We start from the raw sequence: 24,678 nt of genomic DNA on the forward strand, positions 1-24,678 counted from the left end.
CGTCGATGCCCGTCGTCAGCGCCGAGGCCATCGTGCCGGTCGACCCGGCGACCGCCTTCGCGGTCTCCCAGCTGACCGGCGCGGTTCGGCGGCGCTGGGATCCCTTCATCAGCGAGCAGCACTTCCTCGATGAGGCGGATGTCGCGGCGAAGGGTGTGCGAACGTTCACGCGGCAGCGCTTCGGCCTCTCGATGGTGAGCCGGTACGTCTCCTACGCGCCCCCGACGAATGTGGGCATGGTGATGGAGCGCGGTCCCTGGTTCTTCGCGAAGCTCGGTGGAGGCTGGCGGTTCACGGCCGTTCCCGAGGGAACGCTGGCGGTGTGGAAGTACAACTTCTCGTGCCGCCCTGCGTGGCTCGCCCCCCTCGCGGAGTGGATCGGCGCGCGCGTGCTCGGTGCGGAGATCCGGCGGCGACTCGACGGTTTCGTCCGCGGATGCGCGGACCCCGAGGTCCTGGCGGCCGTGTCACGCTGACCGCTGCGTGGGGCGGGAAGGCGACGCCCCGGGCACACGAGAAGGCGGGTGCGCCGATGCCTGAGCATCCGCGCACCCGCCTCGGTGTCTGTGGGTCAGCGGCCCTGCGAGCCGCCCCGGCCGCGACCGCCCTGGCCGCCGGCGCGAGACTGGCCGCCCTGACGGGCTCCACCGCCCTGGCGTGCTCCGGCCGTCGCTCCGCCCTGGGCACCCTGACCACCCTGGCCGCCACGGGGGCGACGGCTGCGGCGGGACGGGGGAGTGGCGGCGGAGTTGCGCTCGCCGCCGGCGGGACGCTGCTTGGGCGTCTGGCGCTGCTGCGGGGCCTGCACCGGTGCCGGTCGCACGTGCGGGGCACGCTCGGGAACCAGCTCGGTGACGGCATCGGTGGTCACGGGCTCGAGAGCGGCCGTGATCGCAGCCTTGCGCAACAGGTCCTTCACATCGCGACGCTGCTCCGGGAGCACGACCGTGACGACCGTCCCGGCCGCGCCTGCGCGGGCGGTGCGGCCCGAGCGGTGCAGGTACGCCTTGTGCTCCATGGGCGGGTCGACGTGCACGACCAGGTCGACGTTGTCGACGTGCACGCCGCGCGCGGCGACGTCGGTGGCGACGAGCACGCGCACGCCTCCGTCGGCCGGGTCGGACGAGAACGCGCTGAGGTTGCGCTCACGGGCATTCTGCGACAGGTTGCCGTGCAGGTCGACCGAGGGGATGCCCGCGGCGGTGAGCTGCTTGGCGAGCTTCTTCGCCTGGTGCTTGGTGCGGGTGAACAGGATGCGGCGGCCGGTGCCGGAGGCGAGGTCGCGCACGAGGGTGGTCTTGTTGTCGGTCGAGTCGACGACGAGCACGCGGTGCGTCATCTCGCCCACGGGCACGCTCTCCTCGTCGACCTCGTGGCTCACCGCGTTCGAGAGGAAGCGGCGGGCGAGCGTGTCGATGCCGCGGTCGAGGGTCGCGCTGAACAGCAGACGCTGGCCGCCGGCCGGGGTGGCGGTCAGGATGCGGGTGACACCGGGCAGGAACCCGAGGTCGGCCATGTGGTCGGCCTCGTCGAGCACGGTGACCTCGACGGCGTCGAGCTGCACGATCCGCTGCTTCATGAGGTCTTCCAGGCGGCCGGGGCACGCGACGACGATGTCGACGCCGTTGCGCATCGCGGTCTCCTGCGGACGCTGGCTCACACCGCCGAAGACGGTGGTGACGCGCAGGCCCTTGGCCTCGGCGAGCGGCGCGATGGTCGCGGCGATCTGGGTGGCGAGCTCGCGGGTCGGGGCGAGCACGAGGCCGCGCGGGTGGCCGGGACGGCCCTTGCGCGACGACGAGGACAGGCGGGCGACGAGGGGGAGCGCGAACGCGATCGTCTTGCCGCTGCCGGTACGGCCGCGGCCGAGGAGGTCGCGACCGGCGAGGGAGTCGGGAAGCGTGTCGCGCTGGATGGCGAACGCCTCGGTCTTGCCGTCCTTCGAGAGGACGGCGGCGAGGTCGGCGGGCACGCCGAGATCGAGGAAGGAAGTCATGGGATATCTCCGAGAATGCACGCACGAACAGGAATGCCGGGTGCGGGAAGGTGGGCGACGGCGCGGGATCGCGCATCGTTTCGCCGTTCGAAATGGCCAGAACCAGGCAAGTGGTGCGGGAGCGTGTCGACGACGCAGACGCTTCGCATCGCGAGGAGCGTCGACCTCACCCTAGCACGCGAGGTGCAGAGGAGCCTGGGAGCCCGGCATCCGCGGGTCGCGCGGCGTGCGCCCGCCTTCCCGCCCGAGATCAGGACGTCAGGCGTGCAGCGCCTCGTTCAGCGTGACGCCGACTCCTGCGCGACGCACGGCCTCGACCGCGCCGCTGAGGGAGTTGCGACGGAAGAGCAGCCCGTCGTGGCCGGACAGGTCGGCGCCCTTCACGGTCTTCCGCCCGCCGTCCGGCAGCGCGGGGCCGTCGACGAGCACGATCTTGGTGCCGGCCGTGACGTAGAGTCCGGCTTCGACGACGCAGTCGTCTCCGAGCGAGATGCCGATTCCTGCGTTCGCGCCCAGAAGGGTGCGCGCGCCGATCGAGACGCGATGCGAGCCGCCACCCGACAGCGTGCCCATGATCGAGGATCCGCCTCCGATGTCGCTGCCGTCGCCGACGACGACGCCCTGCGAGATGCGGCCCTCCACCATCGAGGCGCCCAGCGTGCCGGCGTTGAAGTTCACGAAGCCCTCGTGCATCACCGTCGTGCCGGGGGAGAGATGTGCGCCGAGGCGGACGCGTGAGGCGTCGGCGATCCGTACGCCCGTCGGCTGCACGTAGTCGGTGAGGCGGGGGAACTTGTCGAGTCCCTGCACCTGGATGCCGGCGCGCTGCAGGAGCGGGCGAAGGCGTGCGGCGTCGTCGGGGTGCACGGGCCCGGCATTCGTCCACGCCACGTTCGGCAGATGGGCGAAGATGCCGTCGAGGTTGAGCTCGTTCGGGCGCACCACGAGGTGCGACAGCGCGTGCAGGCGCAGGTACGCGTCGACGGTCGAGGTCGGTGCGGCATCCAGGTCGATCTGCAGCTGCACGGACTCGACGACCACGTTGCGCCGCTCGTCCGGGCCCGCCAGGGCGTCGACGCTCAGCAGCGCCGCCGCGGCGTCTGCGGCGGTGGGCGCGACGGTCGACACCTCGGGGAACCAGGCATCCAGAACCGTGCCGTCGCCGGCGATCGTCGAAAGTCCGGTACCCCACACGGTGCGCGCCTCAGTCATGCCTCCACGCTATCGCGACCGGGTGCGCAGGCTCGCACAGATGTCGGGGTAACTAGGCTGGGGGCATGGTGCTCGATCTGACAGCGTCCTCCGCCGACCTGACCCGCGCGATCTGCGACATCCCGAGCGTCTCGGGTGACGAGACCGCCCTCGCCGACGCCATCGAGCAGTCGGTGTCGGGATACGCGCATCTCGAGGTGATCCGACACGGCAACACCATCGTCGCCCGCACGAATCTCGGTCGTGCCCAGAGGGTCGCGATCGCGGGCCACATCGACACGGTGCCGATCAATGACAACGTCCCCACCCGAGACGTCGAGATCGAGGGAGTCGCCTACCTGTGGGGCCGCGGGACGGTGGACATGAAGGGCGGCACCGCGGTGCAGCTCAAGCTCGCCGCCGAGCTCACCGAGCCTTCGCTCGACATCACGTGGATGTGGTACGACAACGAAGAGGTGGAGGCGTCGAAGAACGGCCTCGCGCTGCTCGCCGCCGTGCGCCCCGATCTGTTCCAGGCGGATTTCGCGATCCTCGGCGAGCCGTCGAACGGCGAGGTGGAGGGCGGATGCAACGGCACCATGCGTGCGATCGTGCGCACCTCCGGTGTCCGGGCGCACGCCGCGCGCGCGTGGATCGGCGAGAACGCGATCCACCGGGCCGCGCCCATCCTGGCTCGCCTCGCCGAGTACCGCGCCCGCGAGGTCGCGGTCGACGGTCTGCTCTATCGCGAGAGCATGAGCGCGGTGCGGATCAGCGGAGGGGTCGCCGGCAACGTCATCCCCGACGCCTGCGAGGTCGAGGTGAACTACCGGTTCGCGCCGAGCAAATCGGCCGCAGACGCCGAGTCCCACATCCGCAACCTGCTCGCGGGCTTCGACGTCGAGATCACCGACGTGGCAGAGGGTGCGAGGCCCGGCCTCGACGCCCCGATCGCGCAGGACTTCGTCGCCGCGGTCGGCGCGGAGCCCCGTCCGAAGTACGGATGGACCGACGTCGCCCGTTTCTCCGCTCTCGGCATCCCCGCCGTCAACTACGGCCCCGGCGACCCGCACCTGGCCCATCACGACGAGGAGAGGGTGCCGCTCGCGCAGATCGACGCCGTCGAGCGGGGCCTGCGCGCATGGCTCACCTCGCGCTGACCCTCCCCCGCCGGTGGGCGGCGGCCCCGCCGGCGCTCAGGATCGCACTGATCTATCTGGCGGCGCGCGCGGTCACCACCGCGATGATGATCGCGGCGGCCCTCCAGTCGACGCCGATGTCGCGGTTCGGCCCCGACCCTGGACTCGGGGACTTCATCGTCGCGTGGGACGCGCAGTGGTACTGGCTGGTCGCCGAGGAGGGGTATCCCTCCGACCTTCCGCTCACCCCGTCGGGTGACGTCGCCGAGAACGCCTGGGCGTTCATGCCGGTGTTCGCGTTCGCCGCGAAGGCCATCGGGTTCCTGTTCGGATCCTGGGGGATGGGCGCGTTCCTGCTCTCGTTCGTGGCGGGGTACTTCGCCTGCCTCGCTCTGCATCGCCTGCTGCGGGACCGGATCGGACGCAGGGCAGCGATGTGGGCTGTCGCGTTCTTCGCCTCGGGGCCGATCGCTGCCATGTTCCAGGTCGGCTACGCCGAGACCCTGTTCCTTCTCCTGCTCTTCCTGGCTCTGGATGCCACGGTGCGCCGCCACTACACGCTGCTGTACGTGCTGATCCCGGTCATGGCCTTCACGCGGCCGGGCATCCTCGCCCTCGCGCTCTATCTCGGACTCCACGGGATCCTGCGCTGGTGGCATCGTCGTGACGATCCTCTGCCCGCGCGCGAGGTCGTGCACATCGTGGCCCTGGGCGCCCTCGCCACGGTCTGCGGCTTCGCCTGGCAGGTCATCGCATCGGTCGTCACGGGGGACCCCGGCGCATATCTGTCGACGGAGCTGGCGTGGCGGCGCAACTGGATCGCGGGTGGGGCGGAGGGATTCATGCCGTTCGACGGATGGATCCAGGCGTCGCAGTTCTGGTTCGCGCAATGGGGGCTGCCGACCGCCTGGGGACCCATCGCTCTGGTACTCCTGGTCGTGGCGACCGGGGCGGCGCTGCTCTATCTTCCCCAGTTGCGAGCGCTCGGACCCGACCTCCGCCTCTGGAGCGCGAGCTATCTGCTGTACCTGCTCGCGGTGTTCTTCCCGCAGTCGAGCACTTTCCGCCTGCTGCTGCCGTTGAGCCCGGCATGGGGGGCGCTCGCCGTGCCGCGTTCGCGCATCTGGCGCGGGGGGATCCTCGTCGCCTGTCTGGCGGGCCAGTGGCTGTGGATCTACCACGTCTACGCCCTCGGCAACACGTTCTGGCAGGTGCCCTGAATGTTAAGGCTTGGTGCATTTCTTCATAGGCGACATCCAGGTTCGGGTAACACCCGATAAACTGGTCATATACCACCGGAGGAAAAGGAGCCCACGATGGCAGCGATGAAGCCGAGGACCGGAGACGGACCCATGGAGGCCGTGAAAGAAGGGCGACTCATCATCGTGCGCGTCCCGCTCGAAGGAGGCGGCCGACTGGTCGTGTCCGTGAACGACGCCGAGGCGAAGGAACTCCACGACGTGCTGGCAGCCGTCGTGAACCCCGCCTGATCTACCCGGATCCCTTGATGCGGATCCACGAGAAGGGCGACGGATCCTCGATCCGTCGCCCTTCTTCGTACCCGGAATCGCTGCCGCGACGGCCTCGGCTCAGGACGCGCCCACGCTGATCAGCTGCAGCAGCCCCTCACCCGAGGCGGAGACGGTGGCGAGCACGACCGGGGACTCCTGCGTCTCCTGCACGAGCGAGCGGTACGCGGAGGTGACCTCGTCGCGCTGCACGGGGTCGGCGACGCGGCCGCCGCCCAGGATGCGGGGCACCAGGACCATGCCGCCGGTGCGAACGAGTCGCAGGCCGTGCGCGACGTAGTCGATGACGTTCTCGGGGTCGGCGTCGACGAGGACGATGTCGTACGAGGCCTCGTTCATCCGGGGCAGCACGTCGGCGGCGCGGCCGGTGATGAATCGCGCCCGCGTCGCGGGGACCCGCGCGTCGGCGAATGCCTGACGGGCGGCGGCCAGGTGCTCGGGCTCGTTGTCGATCGAGGTCAGCACCGCCTGCGGCGCGCCGCGCAGCAGCCAGAGACCCGAGACCCCTGCGCCGGTGCCGATCTCGACGATGGAACGTGCGCCCGTGGCCGCGGCGAGCACCGCGATCTGGGAGCCGACGGCGGGGCTGACGGGTGCGGCGCCGAGCTCGAGGGCATGGGCGCGGGCACGGGCGATCGGCGCGGGCTCGACGATGGACTCGCGGATGAAACGTGCGTTCGCATCGTTCTCGCTCATTGCCTGGTTCTCCCGACTCGGATGTGTGTTCTCCCAGGGTATGCGCTCGGTGCGCGGCGTCTGGGCAGGCGCGGCGGTAGCCTGGACAGATGCAGTTCGGGATCACCTTCGAGAAGCTGCTGCTGATCGGTCTGATCGCCGTGCTGTTGGTCGGACCGGAGCGGTTGCCGCGCTACGCCGAGAGCGTCGCGAAACTCGCGCGCCGTGCGGGCGAGTTCCTGCGCGACACCAAGTCGCGGGTCCGTGACGAGATGGGCCCCGAGATCGACGACGTCGACTGGCGCAAACTCGACCCGCGCCAGTACGACCCGCGGCGGATCATCCGCGATGCCCTCTTCGAGGACGATGCGTCACCGGGGCCGGCGCGAGCCGACGCCGTGGTCGCCGAACCCGCGGTGAAGCCCGTGAGCACGCCGAGGGTGCGCCCGGAGTTCTCGATGTCGAGCCCTCCGCCGTACGATCCCGAAGCCACGTGACGCGGACGCTCGATCCCGACCGGCTTCGCAGCCGGGACAGGATGGCGTTCTTCGCGGCCGTCGTCTGCGCCGTTGCCGGCGCCCTCATCTGGATCCTCTGGGTGCTGCCGATCGTGCGGTCGATCGAGGCCGCAGAGGACGTGCCCCTCGGGACGACGACGGTCGTCGACCTCGAGGAGGGCGAGCGGGTCGGCATCTGGGCCAGTGGCATCTCCGCGTCGCTGGGCACTATGGAGTGTCGAGCCGTCGGTCCCGATCACGACGTACGCCCGCAGCGCGGTCCCTCCGCACTGAGCTGGGACGACGTGCTGTGGTGGATGACGCCTCGGCCCGGGTTCGTGCAGGCGTCGCAGTTCACCGCGGCAGAATCCGGTGCGCACCGTGTGACGTGCCGGGATTCCCTCGACACGTACGACGGACGATTCCTCGTGGCGGGGGACTCGATCGGGCAGGGCAGCATCGGACTCGGCCGCACCGGCGGCGCGGACTTCGCCCAGGGGACCCTGTTGACCGCCGGCGCGGTGATGTGCCCACCTCTGGCCGTGTCCCTTCCGCTGGTGATCCTTGTTCGGAGACTGATCACCGGGGCGCGCGGACGCCGCTCTTAGCCCAGCGTCATCGGCAGCGAGCGGCCGACGAGACCGCGGCCCTGCGTCGCCAGCGTGCGGGCGAGCTCGCGGATCGCGACGGCTGCGGGATCGTCGGAGTCGTCGAGCACGAGGGGGAGACCGGCGTCGCCGCCGGCACGGAGCGCGGGGCTCAGCGGTATCGACGCGAGCAGGGGCGTGGGGGCCGTCTCCGACAGCGCCGCCGCGACGGCCGCGCCGCCGCCCGAGCCGAACAGATCGACGACGGTGCCGTCCGGAAGCGTGAAGGCGCCCATGTTCTCGACCACGCCGATCACCCGCTGACCCGTCTGGCGGGCGACGAGACCGCTGCGGATCGCCACGTCCGATGCGGCGGCCTGAGGGGTCGTCACCACGAGCACCTCGGCGTGCGGCAGCAGCTGGCCGATGGAGATGGCGATATCGCCGGTTCCCGGAGGCATGTCGATCAGCAGGATGTCGAGGTCGCCGAAGAAGACGTCGGTCAGGAACTGCTGCACGGTGCGGTGCAGCATCGGTCCTCGCCACGCCACGACCGCCTCGCCGTCACGGAGGAACATGCCGATCGAGATCGTCTTCACGCCGTACGCCACCGGGGGCAGCATCAGGTCATCGATCCTGGTCGGCTGTGTGCCGGCGGGGATGCCCAGCAGACCGGGGATCGAGAAGCCGTGCACGTCGGCGTCCACGAGACCGACGGCGAGTCCCTGATCGGCCAGCGCCACGGCGAGGTTGGCCGTCATCGTCGACTTGCCGACGCCGCCCTTGCCGCTCGAGACCAGGATGACGCGGGTGAGAGAGTCGGGACCGAAGGGCATCTGCCGCGGTGCCCGACCGGCGCGGAGCTTCTCGGTGAGGGCTTTGCGCTCGGTCGGCGTCATCACGCCGACCTCGACGTCCACGGCACGGATGCCGGGCACCGATGCGGCCGCAGCCCGCACGTCCGACTCGATGCGCGCTGCGGCGGGGCACCCGACGATCGTGAGCACGATCCCGACGTGAGCGCGGCCGTCGTCGACCGTGATGCCCCGCACCATGTCGAGGTCGCCGATCGGGCGTCTCAGCTCGGGGTCGGTCACCGCCGCGACGGCCGCGGTGACGGCATCCGCGGTGCTCATGAGGAGGATCGACCGCCGGTGCGCGTGTCACCGGGGGCGTCGTCGGCATCGCCCAGCTCGGCGAGCATCGCCTTCAGCTCCTGACGCAGCACATCACGCGTGACCACCTGATTGTTCTTCTCCTCGAGCGCCATCCGCAGGGCGACGATCTCCCTGGCGAGGTACTCGGTGTCGGCGAGGTTGCGCTCGGCGCGCTGGCGATCCTGCTCGATCTGCACTCGGTCGCGATCGTCCTGACGGTTCTGCGCGAGAAGGATCAGGGGCGCCGCGTACGACGCCTGCAGCGACAGCATCAGGGTGAGGGCCGTGAATCCGAGTGCGGCGTCGTCGAAGCGCAGGCTGTCGGGCAGCAGGGTGTTCCAGCAGATCCAGGCGACGCAGAACAGCGTCAGCATGAGCAGGAACGCCGGCGTCCCCATGGCGCGTGCGACCCATTCGGTGAACCGTCCGAAGCGGTCGCGTGACGTGGGGCGCGATCGCACCGTGCCCCGGCCGAGGGGTGCGTCGAGGCGCGGCGAGCGCGACCGGGCCATCAGCGCACCTCCTTCGGCACGCTGGGCTCGTCGCTGTCATGCGTGCGCCAGTCGTCGGGCAGGAGGTAGTCGAGCACGTCGTCGATGCTGATGGCTCCGACGAGGCGGTGCGCGGCGTCGACGACCGGAAGCGACACGAGGTCGTAGCTGGCCAGCATCCTCGCGACTTCGGCGGCGGATGCCGTCACCCTGACGGGGTCGAGGCTGTCGTCCATGATCGCGCCGAGGCGCTCGTGCGGCGGATACCGCAGCATCCGCTGGAAGTGCACCATGCCGAGCAGGCGGCCGGTGGGAGTCTCGAAGGGCGGGAGCGTCACGAACACGGCCGCGGCGAGGGCGGGGTGGAGCTCGTGCCGACGGATCAGCGCCAGCGCCTCGGCGACCGTGGCGTCGGCGGAGAGGATGATCGGCTCGGGCGTCATCAGTCCACCCGCGGTGTCGGGGCCGTAGCGCAGCAGCATCCTGACGTCTTCGGCCTCCTCGGGCTCCATGAGTTCGAGGAGCTGCTCCAGACGGTTCGGCGGAAGCTGGGCGAGGAGGTCGGCCGCGTCGTCAGGCTCCATCTGGTCGAGGATGTCGGCGGCGCGCTCGTCGCCGAGGCGGTCGAGGATGTGCACCTGCTCGTCTTCGGGCATCTCCTCGAGGGCGTCGGCGAGGCGGTCGTCGGACAGCTCTTCGGCGACCTCGATCATGCGCTGCTGGGGCAGGTCGAGGAGGGTGTTCGCGAGGTCGGCGGCGTGCAGTTCGGAGTAGGACGCGACGAGCTGCTCGGCGGACTGCGACTCGCCGGGGGAGCGCTGCTCGGCGACCTCGCTCCACGCCGCGAAGGTCGTCGGTCCCTTGGCGAACGGCGATGCGCTGGTCTTCGGCCGTCGCAGGAAGAGCTGGCTGATCGCCCACTCCCCGAGACGGTTCGGCTCGATCGCCACGTCTTCGATCACGGCGGATCCGCCGCCCTCGACGAGGCTGACCCGGCGGCCGAGCAGCTCCGCCAGGACGCGCACCTCACCGGCGCGCGGGGAGAATCGCCGCACGTTGATGAGACCGGTCGTGATGACCTGTCCTGCGCGGATCGAGGTGACGCGCCCGATCGAGAGGAACACATGCCGTCGACCGGGGATCTCGACCACGAGCCCGATGACCCGGGGCGCCGCGGTACTTCGGTACACGATGACGACATCACGGACTTTGCCGAGCCGGTCGCCCACGGGGTCGAAGACGGCGCAGCCTGCAAGGCGCGCGGCGAATACCCGTTGTGTGCTCACCCGTCCAGCGTAGTGCGCGGGCCTGGACGGATGGCGCTGTCGTCGTGTCGGGGTCGTCGCCCACCGACGCGTCCCGCTCCGCCCCGTGGCGGGCATGGGAGAATGGCGGCATGAGCATGCTGAACCGTCCAGCTGACAGCCGCGATGAGGGCGAGATCGTCGCGTCCACCCGCGATTACGAGAACGCCCAGAAGACGGTGTCGAAACTGATCGCCCAAGAGGTGCCCGCGCGCGACATCGCGATCATCGGGCAGAGCGTGCGCACCGTCGAGCGGATCACCGGACGGCTCGGATACGCCGCCGCGGCGCGGTCCGGCGCCGTCAACGGCATCCTCATCGGCCTGTTCCTCTCCGCGATCCTCGTGATCGGGAACCCCGAGGTGCCGATGCAGCTCTTCGTCGGCTTCGTGTTCATCGGTGTCGCACTCGGCATGCTGCTGAGCCTCGTCACCTATGCGATCGTCCGTCGCCGCCGGGACTTCGCCAGCGTCACGCAGTTCGCCGCCGATCACTACGAGGTGCGCGTGCAGGCGACGTCGCTCGCCAAGGCGCGCCTGGCGCTGGGGGCACCGACGCCGACCGCCGTGCGTGCTCCGGTGGATCTGAGCGAGCCGCCCCGGTACGGAGAGCGGATCACCCCCGGCGGCGCCGCCGCGCCCACCCCTCCCGCCGCGCCCGAGCAGCCGGCGCCCGGCAGCGAGGCGACTCCGCCGCTGGGCGGGCCGCAGGGAACGCCTGAGGAGCCGAGCATCCCGCCCCGGCCCGCCGATCCCACCGATCCCGCACCTCCCGCCGACGGCACCGGCGCGTCGGACCCGTCGGCACCCGGCGTGCCGCCGCGCTCGCCGGAGACCGCCTGATGGCCGAAGGCCAGGGCTACGAGCCGCCGCAGGCACCGGACAGTGCGTCGCCGCCGCCCCCTCCGGGATATGCACCGCCGCAGGCACCGGACAGTGCGTCGCCGCCGCCCCTTCCGGGATATGCACCGCCGCAGGCGCCGGGCTATGCGCCACCGTCCGTTCAGGGCTACGCGCCACCGTCCGCTCCGGGCTATGCGCCGCCGGCCGTTCAGGGCTACGCGCCACCGGCCGCACAAGGCTACCCGGTGGGCGGATACCCGGCGGGTGCGTACCCCGCCGCTGTCCCGCCCCGTGGTCTCTTGCCGTGGGCGCTCGGTCTGCTGATCCTGATCCCGTTCCCCTTCGTGGGTGGGATCGCCTCGGGCATCGCGATGGCGGTGAGCGGGGGAGCCTCACGCCGATTCGGCGGTGCGGCACGGGAGAACGCGCGCGCCGCGCTGAACTGGGGCCTCACGTATCTCCTCGTCTCGACGGTGCTGCTGGTGTCGCATTTCGTCATCCTGTCCACCCTCACCGCGGATTCCCCCGCCTCGGGCTTCTACCCGATCGGGATCCCGATCACGCTGTACTTCGCCGTGTCGGTCTTCCACCTGGCGCTCGTCATCATGGGCATGGTGCGGGCTTCGGGAGGCAAGATCATGCACGTGCCGTTCGCGATTCCCTACCTGCGCGCCTGATGCCCTCCGTATCGGTCGATCTGCCCGCCGGGGAGACGACGGTCTCGGCCGACTGGGTCGCCGGGACGAACGGCTCGACCGTCGTCGTCGCGCACGGCGCGGGCACGGGCAAGGACCATCCGTTCCTCCAGGGGTACGCGGACGCGCTCGGAGCACTCGGGTTCTCGACGCTGCGGTTCAACTTCCCGTACGTCGAGCAGGGGCGACGGATGCCGGGACCGGCCACGCACGCGATCGCGACGTGGAAGGCCGTCGTGGCGTTCGCACGCGCGCAGGATCCGCAGGCGGCGGTGTGGGCCACGGGCAAGTCGTACGGCGGGCGCATGGCGTCGATGGCGGTCGCCGAGGGCCTCGTCGTCGACGGACTCGCGTACCTCGGGTATCCGCTGCATGCGCCCGGGAAGCCGGAGAAGCCGCGTGCGGAGCACCTGGCGGACATCGCTGTTCCGCAGTTGTTCGTCGAAGGGACGAACGATCCCTTCATCCAGCCCCTCGCGCAGTTCGACGACGTCGTCGCCACCTGCCGGAACGCCAGGGTGGTCTGGATCGACGGCGGCGGCCACACCTTCGAGGTGAAGGGGCGAAAGCTTCCGGCATCCGAGATCGGCGCGTCTCTCGCGCCGATCGTCGCGGAGTTCGCGCGGCCCTGAGAGCATGGTGGGGTGAGTCTCGAACGAATCGCCCTGATCGCGGATGTGCATGGCAACCTGACCGCACTCGACGCGGTGCTCGCCGACATCCGGCAGCGGGGGATCACCCGCATCGTCAACCTCGGCGACACGGCCGGCAAGGGGCCGCGCGGGGAGGCTGCGGTGCAGCGCTGCCGTGCGGTGTGCGAGGTGAGCGTCCGCGGCAACTGGGACGACTTCCTCCCCTCGATCCCCGACGACGGGCCGCCCGAGATGCTCTGGTGGCGTGACGAGCTGTCGCCCTCCAGCAGGGCATGGCTCGGTGCGCTTCCGCTGAGCGTCGACATCGCGCTCAGCGGCCGGCGGATCCGCCTGTTCCACGCATCGGCGCAGAGTCCGCACGTCAGGGTGCACCACCACCACACGCCCGAGCAGTTCTCGGCGATGTTCGAGGCGACGGAGATGACCGGCGACGGACCGCTGCCGGAGGTGGTCGGCTATGCGGACATCCACGACGCCTACATCGAGACGAACGACGGACGCACGCTGTTCAACGTCGGCAGCGTCGGAAACCCGCTCGACACGCCCGTGTCGTCGTACGTGGTCCTCGAAGGAGGGTCGTCGTCCGACGACCCCTTCGCCGTGCAGTTCGTGCGGGTGCCGTACGACATCGAGGCGGAGATCGCCGTCGCCCAGTCGCTCGACATGCCGACGACCGACGTGTGGTCGATCGAGCTCCGCACCGCCGTGTTCCGCGGCCGCCAGTCGTGAGAGGCCTGCATCACGTCGAGATCTGGGTGCCGCGCCTCGACGAGGTCGTCGAGAGCTGGAGCTGGATGCTCGCGCGACTCGGGTTCGAGCTCACCGGGGAGTGGGCGGACGGACGTACCTGGACCGCAGGGGGCGCCTACGTGACGGTCACGGCCTCCCCGAACCTCACGTCCTCCGCACACGATCGGCGTCGTGCGGGCGTGAACCACCTGGCGTTCTGGGGCGGCACGCGCGCCGAGGTCGACGCCGTGCTGGCGGATGCGGACGCCCACGGGTGGCGTCCGCTGTATCAGGAGAGGTACCCGCATGCCGGGGGACCGGACCACTACGCCGGGTGGGCGGAGAACGCCCAGGGCTTCAAAGTCGAGATCGTCGCCGACCCGACGTCAGAGTAGCGACGCGAGGTCGGCGTCGGCGAGCAGCCGATGCATCGTGGAGAGTCCGAGAGCGCTCATGTCCGGGTTCGAGTCCTCGTAGTACCAGACCAGTCCCATCGCCTGCTGCAGCGCCCAGGCCGCGCCGCGCAGCCATTCAGCCTCGCCTGAATCGAGGCGGTCGCGGAGGATCTGACTACGCGGGCCGTCGAACAGATGCCAGGCGCCGACGAGGTCGAGCGCAGCGTCAGCCGGTCCGAAGCCGCCGCCGTCCAGGACGCCGACCAGGTGATCGCCCGACACCAGGAGGTTGAACGGCGTCAGGTCCCGGTGACTCATGACATCGGGGCCGGACGGGGGAACGACACGCAGTGCGCGCCACAGTCGCTGCACGCGAGCGGTGTCGAGCAGATGGCTGCTCCGGGCGATGCACAGCGCGATCCACTCGTCATGGTCGGTGAGGGCACCGCCGCGGCCCTGCCCGTCGAAGACACGTCCGCGCACGTCGGCCGTCCGCAGCGACGCGATCAGCTCGGCGAGGTCCATCGCCAGCGAATCGGATGCCTCCTGGTGATCGTGACTCGCGGTCTCTCCGGGCACCCAGGTCTGCACGGCCCAGGCGGACGGATACTCGGGGGTCGGCTCGCCCATGCCGACGGGCCGCGGTGCCGCGACGGTGCAGGTCTGCGCGAACTCGGACATCGCCTCGGCCTCCGCGGCCAGCGCCGTCTCGGTCGCGGGCAGCAGCGGGAACCGTGCCGCCAGATCATCGCCGATGCGGATGATCCGGTTCACGGTCCCCGAGGCGTGCACGGGTCGGAGCGGAAGGAGGGCGAACTCGGGGAATCTTCCGATGATCAGCCGCGCGGCGGCGTCATCGGCGAGCTCGAGCTCGCCCTCATGCATCCTCGAGGTCAGCCCTGGACCCGAGCGATCCAGGCCTCGACCTCGTCGGCGGTGCGGGGGATGTCCGCCGAGAGGTTGACCGGTCCGTCCTCCGTCATCAGGATGTCGTCCTCGATCCGCACGCCGATGCCGCGGTACTCGACCGGAACGGTGAGGTCGTCGATCTGGAAGTACAGGCCGGGCTCGATCGTGAACACCATCCCCGGTGCCAGGATCCCGTCGTAGTACATCTCGCGTCGGGCCTGCGCGCAGTCGTGCACGTCGATGCCGAGGTGGTGCGACGTGCCGTGGACCATGTACCGACGGTGGTGTCCGCCGGCGTCGCCGTCGAGCGCCTCCTGGGCGGTGACGGGGAGCAGACCCCACTCGGCCACGCGCTCGGCGATCACGCGCATCGCGGCTTCGTGCACCTCGCGGAAGCGCACGCCGATGCGTGCGGCGGCGAAGGCGGCGTCCGCCGCCTCGCGCACGGTCTCGTACACGCGGCGCTGGACGTCGGTGAACGTGCCCGAGACCGGAAGGGTGCGGGTGATGTCGGCGGTGTAGAGGCTGTCGGCCTCGACGCCGGCATCCACGAGGATCAGGTCGCCGGGAACCACGGTGCCGTCGTTGCGCGTCCAGTGCAGGTAGCAGGCGTGCGGGCCCGATGCGGCGATGGTGTCGTAGCCCTCGCCGTTCCCGTCCTCGCGGGCGCGGCGATGGAAGACGCCCTCGACGACGCGCTCGCCGCGGGCGTGCGCGATCGCGTCGGGAAGAGAGCGGATGACGTCGTCGAACCCCTGGGCGGTGATGTCGACGGCGCGGCGCATCTCGGCGATCTCGAACTCGTCCTTGATCAGCCGCAGCTCGGAGACGAAACGAGTGAGGTCGTCGTCCTCCTCCAGCACCAGCTCGCCGTCGACGCCGGCGTAGCGGTCGAGGTGCTCGGTGGCGATGTCGAGGTCGGCGGCGACGCCCGCGAGCGAGGGGCGGGGGCCGATCCAGAACTCGCCGACGGTCGCGTCGGCATAGAACTCGGTCGTCGTGCGGTCGGCGCGCTCGCGGAAGTACAGAGTGACGTCGTGTCCGCCGTCGGTCGGCTCGAACACGAGCACCGAGTCGGGCTCGGCGTCTGCCGCCCAGCCGGTGAGGTGTGCGAACGCGGAGTGCGCGCGGTAGGGGTAGTCGGTGTCGTTGCTGCGCTGCTTGAGCGAGCCCGCGGGGATGACCAGACGCCGGCCGGGGAAGGCTGCGGAGACGGCGGCGCGACGCGTCGCGGCGAACGACGCCTGCGGTCGGGGAGCCGGAACCGACTCCGGGCGCTCGGCCCATCCCGTCGAGATCGTGTCGAGGAAGCCGCGGGGGAACGGCTGCTTGCGGTTCGTGGTCGTCGCTTCGACGGGGGTCTCTGTCGTGGGCTCGGCGATCGTGTCGCGTTCTGCGGTGCTCATCGCTCCAGTCTGTCACCTGCGCGGAGCGCGCGGGATCTCAGCCCGCGGGCTCGAGCTGCACCACGAGTCCTCGGTGGTCGCTGCCGGTGGCGTCGTCGATCACCACGGACCCGGTGGGCACCCAGTTCGGTGATGCCATCACGTGGTCGATGGGGGTGCTCAGCAGTGCCGGGAGCGAGCTCGGCCAGGTTCCGCTGTAGCCGTTCCCGGTGCGCGAGGCGGCATCCCTGCAGTACCCCATGTCGCCGCCGTCGACGCCGAGACCCGCCATGTGGTCGATCGTGGCGTTGAAATCGCCGGCGAGGATGAAGTCGCCCGTCGGGCACTGATCGGCGATCCAACGCAGATCGCTCTGCCACTGCGCCATGTCCTCCATGCGCGGTGCCACGGCATGCACGGCGACGATCGCCGGTCCTCCGGCGTTCGCGTCGACCGGCATCAGCACCACGCTGGGGACGGAGCCGGTGTTGTTCGAGCCGTCCTCCGACGACGGGATCACCGAGTACTCGCCGAGGTCGGGGGAGACGAGGACCGTGGTGTGCCACGACTTCGGACCGTCGACGACATCCGGCTGGAACTGCACGTGGTGCACCCACATCGGATGCCCCTGATCCCGCAGCGACACGGCGATCTGCTCGCCGACCTCCTCCGTGGTCTCGGGCAGGGCGACGATGTCGGCGCCGCGCTCGAGGATCTGCCCCGCCACCTCGTCGGCCGAGACCTCGTCGCCCGCGGTGTTCCAGGTGAGCACGCGGACGCTCGTGTCGGTCGCCGCCGGGAGCGTGTCGCCGCCGAATCCGCGCTGGAGCCCGATGAGTCCCGTCGCACCGGCGCCGATCAGTGCGATGATCAGCACGGACGCCGCGAAGCCGCGCAGCGGCCTGGCGAGCAGGAGCAGCAGAGCGACCACCGCGGCCACGAGGAAGGCCGCGAGCACGACGCCCCTGGCCGCGACGATCTGCGCGAACGGGTAGGTCTGCTCGAGGTGGAAGAACTGCGGCCACACCGCGATCGCCGTCGCGATCGCGAGCAGCACCGTGACGAGAATCCCCAGTAGTCGAAGCATCCGCTCCAGCCTAGAAGGCGTCGCTGTGAAGACCCTGCCGCGGTGAGCACGGAGCCCCGGGCCGCGCTGTCGTCGGTACGCTCGGAGGATGGCTCTCGCTCGTTCCGCCCGCTTCGCCGGTCCCGCCGACCTGCACATGCATTCCAACCACTCCGACGGCACGGAACCGCCGGCGGAGGTGGTGCGCCAGGCGCAGCGATTCGGCGTGCGGACGATGGCGCTGACCGACCACGACCGCACCACCGGGTGGGACGAGGCCGCCGCGGCGACGGCCGAGCTGGGCATGACGTTCATCCCCGGCATGGAACTCTCCGCGAAGCACGAATGGCGCAGCGTGCATGTGCTCGGCTACCTGTTCGATCCGCTCGATCCGGCTCTGCGGGCCGAGACCGATCGGATCCGCGACGACCGCATCGGGCGCGCGGAGCGCATCGTCCGCAGCATCGGGCGCGACTACGACCTCGACTGGGACGATGTCCTCGCCCAGACGACGCGGGATGCCACCGTCGGCCGGCCGCACATCGCCGATGCGCTCGTCGCCCGCGGGATCGTCAAGGACCGCACAGAGGCGTTCGACGGCATCCTGCATCCGCGTGAGGGATACTACGAGCCGCACTACGCCCCCGATCCGCTGACCGCGGTGCGGCTGATCACGGATGCCGGGGGAGTCGCGATCATCGCGCACCCCGTCACCGTCGGACGCGACCGCATGATGCCGGTGTCGTTCCTCGAGACGCTGATCGCCGCGGGCCTCGGCGGATTCGAGATCGACCACCGCGAGAACACCGAAGCCGGCAAGAGGACGCTGCGCGCGGTCGTCGCCGCGCACGACCTGATCGTCACCGGCTCCAGCGACTACCACGGCACCGGCAAGCCGAACCTCCCGGGCGAGAACACGACAGCGGATGCCATGGTGGAGCGGTTGATCGAGCGGGCCTCCGGGTCGTCGCCGCGGTATCCCTGAGGGGACGACGAAGGGGCGGATGCCGCGTCTGCGACATCCGCCCCTCTCATCGATCCGTCGGAGTGGCGCTCAGGCGCCGACGACCGGAGCTGCTCCCGCGCCGCCCGAGCCGCCGCGGCGGCGGCGACGGCGACGAGCCGGAGCAGGCTTTCCGTCGTGGTGCTCCTTGCCGGCGCCGTCGTGCGTTCCGGCGCCCTCGGCGCTGCGGTCGGCCGACGAGTCGGACGGCGAATCCGCCGAGGTCGACGTCTCCGCGCCCTCCGCGAACGTGGAGCCCACCGGGTTCGCGCCGCCGCGGCGACGCCGACGACGGCGGGTTCCGCCCTCGTCCGTGCCCTCTGCGGCTACGACGGCGGCGCGCTCGGGGCGCGGCGACCGCTCGGTCTTCACCGACGGCGTCTTGGGCGCGGACACGAGGCGGCCCTTGGTGCCCGCCGGGATGTTCAGCTCCTCGAACAGGTGCGGGCTCGACGAGTACGTCTCGACCGGCTCAGGCTGACCGAACTCGAGGGCGCGGTTGATCAGCGCCCACTTGTGCAGGTCCTCCCAGTCGACGAAGGTCACCGCGATGCCGGTCTTGCCGGCGCGGCCGGTCCGGCCGGCGCGGTGCAGGTACGTCTTGTCCTCGTCGGGGATCGTGTGATTGATGACGTGGGTCACGTCGTCGACGTCGATACCGCGGGCCGCGACATCGGTCGCGACGAGCACGTCGCGCTTGCCGGCCTTGAACGCGGCCATCGAGCGCTCGCGCTGATCCTGACCCATGTCCCCGTGCACGCCGCCGACGTTGAAGCCGCGGTCGCCGAGCTCGTCGACGAGGCGCTGCGCCGCACGCTTCGTGCGGGTGAAGATCACGGTCTTGCCGCGACCTTCCGCCTGCAGGATGCGGGCGATGATCTCATCCTTGTCGAGCGAGTGCGCGCGGTAGACGAGGTGCTTGATGTTGGCCTGCGTGAGCCCCTCGTCGGGGTCGTTCGCGCGGATGTGGATCGGGTTCGTCATGAACCGGCGCGCGAGCGCCACGATCGGTCCGGGCATGGTCGCCGAGAACAGCTGGGTGTGACGCACCGCGGGGACCTTCTGGAAGATCTTCTCGATGTCGGCGAGGAAGCCGAGGTCGAGCATCTTGTCGGCCTCGTCGAGAACGACCTCGGTCGCGTTCGAGAGGTCGAGCAGTCGCTGACCCGCGAGGTCGATGAGTCGACCGGGGGTGCCGACGACGATCTGCGCTCCGGCCTTGAGCTGGTCGACCTGGCCCTCGTAGGCCTTGCCGCCGTAGATGGCGACGACGCTGGTCGAGCGGTTGCTGGTCAGCAGGTCGATGTCCTCGTACACCTGCACCGCGAGTTCACGGGTCGGCACCACGATGAGGGCCTTGACGCCGTGCTCGGGGTTCAGCCCCAGTCGCTGGACGACGGGGATGCCGAAACCGAAGGTCTTGCCGGTTCCGGTCTTTGCCTGGCCGATGATGTCCTGGCCGGGAAGGCCGAGGGGGATGGTCTGCTCCTGGATCGGGAAGGCGTCGACGATGCCCTTGGCGGCGAGTGCGTCGACGATGTCCGGATCGATTCCGAGATCAGCGAAGGTAGTCAATGTTCAGATGCCTGTCCGGCGACCTGCGAAGATCGCCATGTTCACGGATCCACGCCGTCTCTTGTGCCACAGGCGCGGGCCCCGCTCCGACGGCGGGGACAACGACAGCCTACCCGAGGGGGTCGCCCGGACAGGAAGTGCGCGTCGTCCGAGTAATGTGAAGCCCGTGGTGAACTGGTTCTGGAGGCGTAGGGCGCCCCGACGCACGATGACGTTGCGCAGTCGCGGTGATCAGGGCGCGGCGACCCGCGTCGACTTCGCCGAGCTCGCCCCCGAGCTGCCGCGATTCCTCGGGCAGGCCGCCTATCTGCAGCTCGGCTACTTCGAGACGCTCACCCGGTTGATCAGAGCGACCCCCGAGCTGAGCGAGAAGGAGTCCCTCTCCCGAGCGGCGGGCGCCGCCCTGACCAAGCACCGGGCCATCGTCGACCTCATCGCCGCGCGCGGCGACGACCCGACGCAGCTCATGCTGCCGTTCCGCGAGAACCTCGACGCGTTCCGACGCAAGACGATCGGCGCACGGCCGCGCGAGACGCTCCTGGCCGTCTACATCACGGCGGGGATGCTCGACGACTTCTACTTCGCACTCGCCTCGAGCTACGGCGAGACGGGAGAGCGGGTCGCCGCGATCCTCGGCGAGGACGACGCCAGGCACGAGATCGTCGCGATCATCCAGGAGACGATCGACGGAGACGGGGAATGGCGCTCGCTGCTGTCGATGTGGGCGCGCCGCCTGGTCGGCGACACGATCCTCGTGTGCCGGTCGGCTCTGCGTCAGCCCGAGCTCGCGGCGATGAGCGAGGACAGGGTCGAACTGGTCTACACCGAGCTCATGGGTGCTCACGCCCGGCGGATGGACGCGATGGGACTCGCGTCCTGATCGACTCCCGGGCTGGGCGGTCGCGCCGGGATCAGATGCCGAGGGCGGCCTTGTTCTCGGCATCCGCTCGGGTGCGCGCCGCGACGATGGCGATCGTCAGCGCCGCGGCGACCACGACGGAGCCGAGCACGCTCGCGACCCACAGCCAGAGGTTGTCCTCGCCGACGCCGAGCCACTGCAGCCCGGTGTAGACGACAGCGGACAGAGCCGTGGCGATCGCCGGGGTCAGGGCGACTCCTCGGAGCTCCCGCCCGCCGATCAGGAAATGGGCGGCGACGCCGAGGACGCACGCCCCGATGAGCGCGAGCAGGATGTACATCGCGGTGTCAGGCGAAGAAGCCGACGCGACGGGACTCCTCGGTGCCGAGCTCGATGTAGGCGAGGTTCGCGGTCGGGACCAGGTACGAGTTGCCCTTGACGTCGGAGAAGCTCAGGTGGGCCGTGTTCTGCTCGAGAGCGGAGGAGACCTGGCTGCGGACCTCGTCCGCGCTCGAGGCGGTCTCGAAGCTGAGCTCGCGGCCGGTGTTGGTGATGCCGATGCGGATTTCCACGCGTACTCCTGTTTTCCAGTCGACGATGCTGCGGTCGAGTCGACCACGGAGGTCGACGACTGCGCCCAACTCTACCGGGCGCTGACCGGCGGGGATCCTCCGCACGCCCGGTTTCGCCCTGAGCGCACAGGGGTGCCGGATCGCCGGAGCCGACGATGTCGCCGGGCCCCAGTAGCGTGGAGGACATGACAGAGGATGCCGCGCAGAACGCCGTGATCGGCGCCGATGCGACGGCATCCGCAGTCGTCATCGGTGCGCCGGGCACGGGCAAGACCCGCGCGCTCACCGAGCGCGTGGTGCGGCTCCTCGACACGGTCGGGATGCGTCCCGAGCAGGTTCTTGTGCTCACGCCCAGCAGACAGGCCGCCACCGCGCTGCGCGACCGGATCGGTGTGCGCATCGCCCAGGCCACCCCCGGACCGCTGGCCCGGTCGCTCGGCTCCTTCGCCTTCCAGATCGTGCGCGGAGCGATGGTCCGCGCCGGAGCGGAGCCGCCGGCGCTGCTGACCGGTGCCGATCAGGACCGGCTGATCTCCGAGCTGCTCGCGGGCGACACCGAAGACGCGCACATCGACTGGCCCGAGGCCCTGAGTCCCTCCGTCCGGGCATCGAAGGGATTCCGTTCGGAGCTGCGGGCGTTCATCGACGCCTGCGTCGAGCTCGGCGCCCGGCCCGCCGAACTGCGGGCGACGGGCGATCCGGTCTGGACGGCGGCCGCCGACTTCCTCGTCGAGTACCGGGCGGTGCTCGACATGGCGCGCGCCTCCCATCGCGACGCGGCCGATCTTCTCGCCGAGGCCAGCACGATCCTGCAGACCGCCGACGCGGCGGCTCTCGGACCGCTCTCCGACCTGGCCGTGGTGCTGATCGACGACGCTCAGGAGCTCACGCGCGGGGGCGTGGCCGTCGTGCAGGCCCTGCGGCGACGCGGGATCGCGGTGTTCGCCTTCGGCGACCCCGACATCTCCTCGGGTGCGTTCCGCGGCGCGAGTCCCGAGCTCTTCGCCGACCTCGCCGCGGAACTCGGCGCGGTGCACGTGCTCGACGACCCCCACCGTCAGGAGCCCGCACTCACCGCGCTCACGCGCACGGTCACCCAGGCGATCGGCGTCTCGGGGCGCGTCGAGCACCGCCGAGCGCCGCTGCCGCCGGATGCGACGGAGACGCCCGCCACGGTCGCGACATTCGTGGCTCCCTCTCCCTACGAGGAGCTCGACCGCATCGCGGGGGTCATGCGCGGATGGCATCTGAGCGACGACGTGCCCTGGGACCGGATGGCGGTGATCGCCCACGACACCCGCCAGGTGAGCGAGCTCGAGGCCGAGCTCGCCGCACGGGAGATCCCGACCAGGGCGGCGGGGGTGCAGCGACCGCTCGGCAGCGAGTCGGTCGTGCGCGACATCGTGGGGGTCGTCCGCCTGGCGCTCATTCCTCCCGACGAGCGCACCGCGCAGGACTGGGAGGAGGCACTGCGCACGCCGTTCGGCGGGATGGACGCGATCGGGCTCCGGCGGCTGCGCGCGCGGCTGCGGCATCTCGAGCTCGGGCACGGCGGGTCCACTCCGGCGCGCGAACTGCTGGTGCAGGCGCTGACGGCACCGGCGCACCTCGAGCTGATCGACGCCCAGGAGTCCCGCACGGCGGCGCGCTTCGCGCAGACCGTCGCCGAGGTGTCGGCGGGGGCCGCGGCGGGCGAGACGATCCACGACCTGCTCTGGCGGGTCTGGGACGCCGCACGCGCGGTCGACGGGCGGAAGCTGCAGATCGCCTGGCGCGAGATGTCGCTGCAGGCGAGCGGTGCCGAGACCGCACGCGCCCTCGACGCGCTCGTCGCCCTGTTCGGCGCCGCCAAGCGCTTCGTCGAGCGCACCCCGAACGAGAGGGCGGAGGTGTTCGTGCGCGACGTGCTCGACAGCGAGGTCCCCGAGGACTCCCTCTCGAGCCCCGACCGGCCGGGCAGGGTGACCCTGCTCACGCCCGCCACGGCGCTCGGCACCGAATACGACGCCGTCGTGGTCGCCGGGGTGCAGGACGGCATCTGGCCGAACGTGCGTCTGCGGGGCGGACTGCTGCAGACCTGGCGTCTGGCGGATGCGCTCATCGCGGCGAGGACCGGGACGGCGGAGCACGCGCCGGGTGCCCTCGACCGCCGCCGCACCGCACTCCACGACGAGCTGCGACTCTTCGTGCGCGCCATCTCGCGGGCGCAGCGGCGGCTCCTCATCACCGCGGTCGACGACGACGATCTGACGCCCAGCCCGTTCTTCGCCTTCCTCCCGCCACCCGAGCCCCCGGGCCTGCACGCCTCCGCCGAGCATCCGCTTACCCTGCGCGGACTCGTCGCCCGTCACCGACGAGTGCTGACCTCCTCCGCGTCGGCGGCGGATCGACGCGAGGCCGCAGGTCAGCTCGCCGTGCTGGCGAGGGAGGGCGTCCCCGGAGCGGACCCGGCCGACTGGTACGGCATCGCGGCGCCGTCGACGGTCAGCGCGCTGCGAGACCTCGCGACGGAGGGCGCCCGCGTGTCGCCGTCGAGGATGGAGTCGTACGAGGAGTGCGGTCTGAACTGGGCGGTCTCCGCGCTGGGCGGCGACACGGTGATGCCTCCGACCGCGGGCATCGGCACGATCATCCACGAGGCGATGGAGAAGGTGCCCGACGGTGACCTCGAGCGGATGCGGGAGGTCGTGGCCGAGCACTGGCCGGAGCTCGACTTCGAGACCGCGTGGATCGGACGCAAGGAGCGCCGACGTGCCGACATCCTCGTCGATCGCCTACACACCTATCTCGGTGATGTGCGCCGCGACGGCGGCCGGGAGCTCGCCAGCGAGGTGGAGTTCCGGTTCGCGGTCGACGTCGCCGGCGACACCGACGCCCCGCCGGGCGTGCACCCCGTCGACGAAGACGCCGCGAACCGGGCCGTCATCCACGGCTACATCGACCGTGTCGAGCTGTACCCGCCGGGGGCGGGTGATCATCCTCATGCGCGAGGTCAGAAGTGGCAGCCCATCGAGGGCGACGCGGGTCGCGAGCGGGTGGTCGTCGTCGATCTCAAGACCGGGCGAAGCGATCCCGAGTCAGACCCTGCCGTGACCGAGCACGCGCAGCTCGCGGCGTATCAGGTCGCCGTGCAGCAGGGACTCATCGAGGGCGCGCCCGCAGATGCGCTCGCGGGGGCCCGCCTCGTGATCGTCTCGAAGACGCTGGCGAAGAGCGACTACCGGGTGGCTCACCAGCACACCCTGGGCGATGAGGCCAGAGAAGCGTTCCTCCGGCGCGTCGGCGAGGCGGCGAGGGGGATGTCGGCGTCGAGCTTCACCGCGCAGGTCGAGTCGCACTGCGCCGACACGCAGCGTCGGGTGAATCCGTGCCGCATCCATACGGTGCCGGCGGTGAGCTCGTGAGCCTCGACGCGGTGCCGGTGGCCGC

Annotated in this window: 26 protein-coding genes; 14 read left to right on the plus strand and 12 right to left on the minus strand. The window is 70.8% G+C overall.

Annotated features, from left to right (window positions below):
- Nucleotides 1-5 precede the first annotated feature (5 nt).
- Entirely contained in the window at nucleotides 6-476 is a 471-nt protein-coding gene (locus tag ASD43_RS08795; protein ID WP_056416215.1) for an SRPBCC family protein, read from the plus strand.
- 95 nt (nucleotides 477-571) lie between these two features.
- Here ASD43_RS08795 and ASD43_RS08800 read toward each other — a convergent pair whose 3' ends face one another.
- Together ASD43_RS08800 and dapD are read right to left on the minus strand one after the other, a co-directional pair.
- On the minus strand, nucleotides 572-1,996 hold the full coding sequence (locus ASD43_RS08800; protein WP_056416219.1) for a DEAD/DEAH box helicase: 1,425 nt from the start codon (nucleotides 1,994-1,996) through the stop codon (nucleotides 572-574).
- A gap of 258 nt (nucleotides 1,997-2,254) precedes the next feature.
- Nucleotides 2,255-3,208: a 2,3,4,5-tetrahydropyridine-2,6-dicarboxylate N-succinyltransferase gene (gene dapD / locus ASD43_RS08805; RefSeq protein ID WP_056416222.1), complete on the minus strand. Its 954-nt coding sequence runs from the start codon at nucleotides 3,206-3,208 to the stop codon at nucleotides 2,255-2,257.
- A gap of 65 nt (nucleotides 3,209-3,273) precedes the next feature.
- Here dapD and dapE point away from each other — a divergent pair, with 65 nt between their 5' ends.
- The 3 genes from dapE (at nucleotide 3,274) to ASD43_RS17000 (ending at nucleotide 5,816) form a co-directional block, all read left to right on the plus strand.
- Nucleotides 3,274-4,347, plus strand: coding sequence for a succinyl-diaminopimelate desuccinylase (gene dapE, locus ASD43_RS08810; RefSeq protein ID WP_056416227.1), 1,074 nt, complete (start codon nucleotides 3,274-3,276; stop codon nucleotides 4,345-4,347).
- A complete protein-coding gene (locus tag ASD43_RS08815; RefSeq protein WP_056416230.1) occupies nucleotides 4,329-5,546 on the plus strand; it encodes a hypothetical protein in 1,218 nt (405 codons plus the stop codon). Before dapE ends, ASD43_RS08815 begins: the two co-directional genes overlap by 19 nt.
- Before the next feature lie 96 nt (nucleotides 5,547-5,642).
- A complete protein-coding gene (locus ASD43_RS17000) occupies nucleotides 5,643-5,816 on the plus strand; it encodes a DUF3117 domain-containing protein (RefSeq protein ID WP_082069058.1) in 174 nt (57 codons plus the stop codon).
- 99 nt (nucleotides 5,817-5,915) lie between these two features.
- Here the strand turns inward: ASD43_RS17000 and ASD43_RS08820 are convergent, their stop codons facing one another.
- Nucleotides 5,916-6,551 carry an O-methyltransferase gene (locus tag ASD43_RS08820; protein ID WP_056416232.1) on the minus strand — a complete coding sequence of 212 codons (636 nt, stop codon included), beginning with the start codon at nucleotides 6,549-6,551 and terminating at the stop codon, nucleotides 5,916-5,918.
- A gap of 89 nt (nucleotides 6,552-6,640) precedes the next feature.
- Between ASD43_RS08820 and ASD43_RS08825 the strand changes: the two genes are divergently transcribed.
- Entirely contained in the window at nucleotides 6,641-7,027 is a 387-nt protein-coding gene (locus ASD43_RS08825) for a twin-arginine translocase TatA/TatE family subunit (RefSeq protein ID WP_045255518.1), read from the plus strand.
- A complete protein-coding gene (locus ASD43_RS08830) occupies nucleotides 7,024-7,635 on the plus strand; it encodes a hypothetical protein (protein WP_056416235.1) in 612 nt (203 codons plus the stop codon). Before ASD43_RS08825 ends, ASD43_RS08830 begins: the two co-directional genes overlap by 4 nt.
- On the opposite strand, the gene ASD43_RS08835 is transcribed toward ASD43_RS08830, so the two are convergent.
- Genes ASD43_RS08835 through ASD43_RS08845 form a run of 3 tightly spaced genes read right to left on the minus strand, consistent with a single transcriptional unit; the run spans nucleotide 7,632 to nucleotide 10,548 of the window.
- Complete coding sequence (locus ASD43_RS08835; RefSeq protein WP_056416238.1) at nucleotides 7,632-8,750, minus strand: Mrp/NBP35 family ATP-binding protein; 1,119 nt, start codon at nucleotides 8,748-8,750, stop codon at nucleotides 7,632-7,634. The genes ASD43_RS08830 and ASD43_RS08835 overlap by 4 nt on opposite strands.
- Nucleotides 8,747-9,283, minus strand: a complete 537-nt coding sequence (locus ASD43_RS08840) for a DUF1003 domain-containing protein (protein WP_056416240.1) — start codon at nucleotides 9,281-9,283, stop codon at nucleotides 8,747-8,749. The genes ASD43_RS08835 and ASD43_RS08840 overlap by 4 nt, the downstream gene beginning before the upstream one ends.
- Nucleotides 9,283-10,548 (minus strand): magnesium transporter, encoded by a 1,266-nt coding sequence (locus ASD43_RS08845; protein ID WP_056416243.1) that lies wholly within the window; start codon nucleotides 10,546-10,548, stop codon nucleotides 9,283-9,285. The genes ASD43_RS08840 and ASD43_RS08845 overlap by 1 nt, the downstream gene beginning before the upstream one ends.
- 110 nt (nucleotides 10,549-10,658) lie before the next feature.
- Here ASD43_RS08845 and ASD43_RS08850 point away from each other — a divergent pair, with 110 nt between their 5' ends.
- From ASD43_RS08850 to ASD43_RS08870, 5 genes are all read left to right on the plus strand, one after another.
- Nucleotides 10,659-11,408 (plus strand): general stress protein, encoded by a 750-nt coding sequence (locus ASD43_RS08850; protein WP_082539336.1) that lies wholly within the window; start codon nucleotides 10,659-10,661, stop codon nucleotides 11,406-11,408.
- 245 nt (nucleotides 11,409-11,653) lie between these two features.
- On the plus strand, nucleotides 11,654-12,085 hold the full coding sequence (locus tag ASD43_RS08855; protein ID WP_056416245.1) for a DUF4870 domain-containing protein: 432 nt from the start codon (nucleotides 11,654-11,656) through the stop codon (nucleotides 12,083-12,085).
- Nucleotides 12,085-12,735 carry an alpha/beta hydrolase family protein gene (locus tag ASD43_RS08860; RefSeq protein ID WP_056416248.1) on the plus strand — a complete coding sequence of 217 codons (651 nt, stop codon included), beginning with the start codon at nucleotides 12,085-12,087 and terminating at the stop codon, nucleotides 12,733-12,735. Before ASD43_RS08855 ends, ASD43_RS08860 begins: the two co-directional genes overlap by 1 nt.
- Nucleotides 12,736-12,747: 12 nt before the next feature.
- Complete coding sequence (locus ASD43_RS08865) at nucleotides 12,748-13,485, plus strand: metallophosphoesterase family protein (RefSeq protein ID WP_056416256.1); 738 nt, start codon at nucleotides 12,748-12,750, stop codon at nucleotides 13,483-13,485.
- On the plus strand, nucleotides 13,482-13,880 hold the full coding sequence (locus tag ASD43_RS08870; RefSeq protein ID WP_056416259.1) for a VOC family protein: 399 nt from the start codon (nucleotides 13,482-13,484) through the stop codon (nucleotides 13,878-13,880). Before ASD43_RS08865 ends, ASD43_RS08870 begins: the two co-directional genes overlap by 4 nt.
- On the opposite strand, the gene ASD43_RS08875 is transcribed toward ASD43_RS08870, so the two are convergent.
- Genes ASD43_RS08875 through ASD43_RS08885 form a run of 3 tightly spaced genes read right to left on the minus strand, consistent with a single transcriptional unit; the run spans nucleotide 13,872 to nucleotide 17,261 of the window.
- Nucleotides 13,872-14,765, minus strand: coding sequence for a phosphotransferase (locus ASD43_RS08875; protein ID WP_056416262.1), 894 nt, complete (start codon nucleotides 14,763-14,765; stop codon nucleotides 13,872-13,874). The two genes, ASD43_RS08870 and ASD43_RS08875, sit on opposite strands and share 9 nt — an antisense overlap.
- A gap of 8 nt (nucleotides 14,766-14,773) precedes the next feature.
- Complete coding sequence (locus ASD43_RS08880) at nucleotides 14,774-16,195, minus strand: aminopeptidase P family protein (protein ID WP_056416264.1); 1,422 nt, start codon at nucleotides 16,193-16,195, stop codon at nucleotides 14,774-14,776.
- Between the two features lie 37 nt (nucleotides 16,196-16,232).
- Complete coding sequence (locus ASD43_RS08885) at nucleotides 16,233-17,261, minus strand: endonuclease/exonuclease/phosphatase family protein (protein ID WP_056416267.1); 1,029 nt, start codon at nucleotides 17,259-17,261, stop codon at nucleotides 16,233-16,235.
- 88 nt (nucleotides 17,262-17,349) lie between these two features.
- Here ASD43_RS08885 and ASD43_RS08890 point away from each other — a divergent pair, with 88 nt between their 5' ends.
- A complete protein-coding gene (locus ASD43_RS08890) occupies nucleotides 17,350-18,225 on the plus strand; it encodes a PHP domain-containing protein (protein WP_056416271.1) in 876 nt (291 codons plus the stop codon).
- 69 nt (nucleotides 18,226-18,294) lie between these two features.
- Here the strand turns inward: ASD43_RS08890 and ASD43_RS08895 are convergent, their stop codons facing one another.
- Nucleotides 18,295-19,818 (minus strand): DEAD/DEAH box helicase, encoded by a 1,524-nt coding sequence (locus ASD43_RS08895; protein ID WP_056416274.1) that lies wholly within the window; start codon nucleotides 19,816-19,818, stop codon nucleotides 18,295-18,297.
- A 166-nt stretch (nucleotides 19,819-19,984) separates the two neighbouring features.
- Here ASD43_RS08895 and ASD43_RS08900 point away from each other — a divergent pair, with 166 nt between their 5' ends.
- Nucleotides 19,985-20,698: a ferritin-like fold-containing protein gene (locus ASD43_RS08900; protein WP_056416276.1), complete on the plus strand. Its 714-nt coding sequence runs from the start codon at nucleotides 19,985-19,987 to the stop codon at nucleotides 20,696-20,698.
- Between the two features lie 31 nt (nucleotides 20,699-20,729).
- Here ASD43_RS08900 and ASD43_RS08905 read toward each other — a convergent pair whose 3' ends face one another.
- Nucleotides 20,730-21,017, minus strand: coding sequence for a hypothetical protein (locus ASD43_RS08905; protein WP_056416279.1), 288 nt, complete (start codon nucleotides 21,015-21,017; stop codon nucleotides 20,730-20,732).
- Between the two features lie 7 nt (nucleotides 21,018-21,024).
- Nucleotides 21,025-21,249, minus strand: a complete 225-nt coding sequence (locus ASD43_RS08910; protein WP_045255502.1) for a DUF3107 domain-containing protein — start codon at nucleotides 21,247-21,249, stop codon at nucleotides 21,025-21,027.
- Nucleotides 21,250-21,434: 185 nt separating this feature from the next.
- Between ASD43_RS08910 and ASD43_RS08915 the strand changes: the two genes are divergently transcribed.
- Complete coding sequence (locus ASD43_RS08915) at nucleotides 21,435-24,653, plus strand: ATP-dependent helicase (RefSeq protein ID WP_056416282.1); 3,219 nt, start codon at nucleotides 21,435-21,437, stop codon at nucleotides 24,651-24,653.
- The last annotated feature ends 25 nt before the right edge of the window (nucleotides 24,654-24,678 follow it).

It is taken from the genome of Microbacterium sp. Root553, assembly GCF_001426995.1.
Classification (GTDB): domain Bacteria; phylum Actinomycetota; class Actinomycetes; order Actinomycetales; family Microbacteriaceae; genus Microbacterium.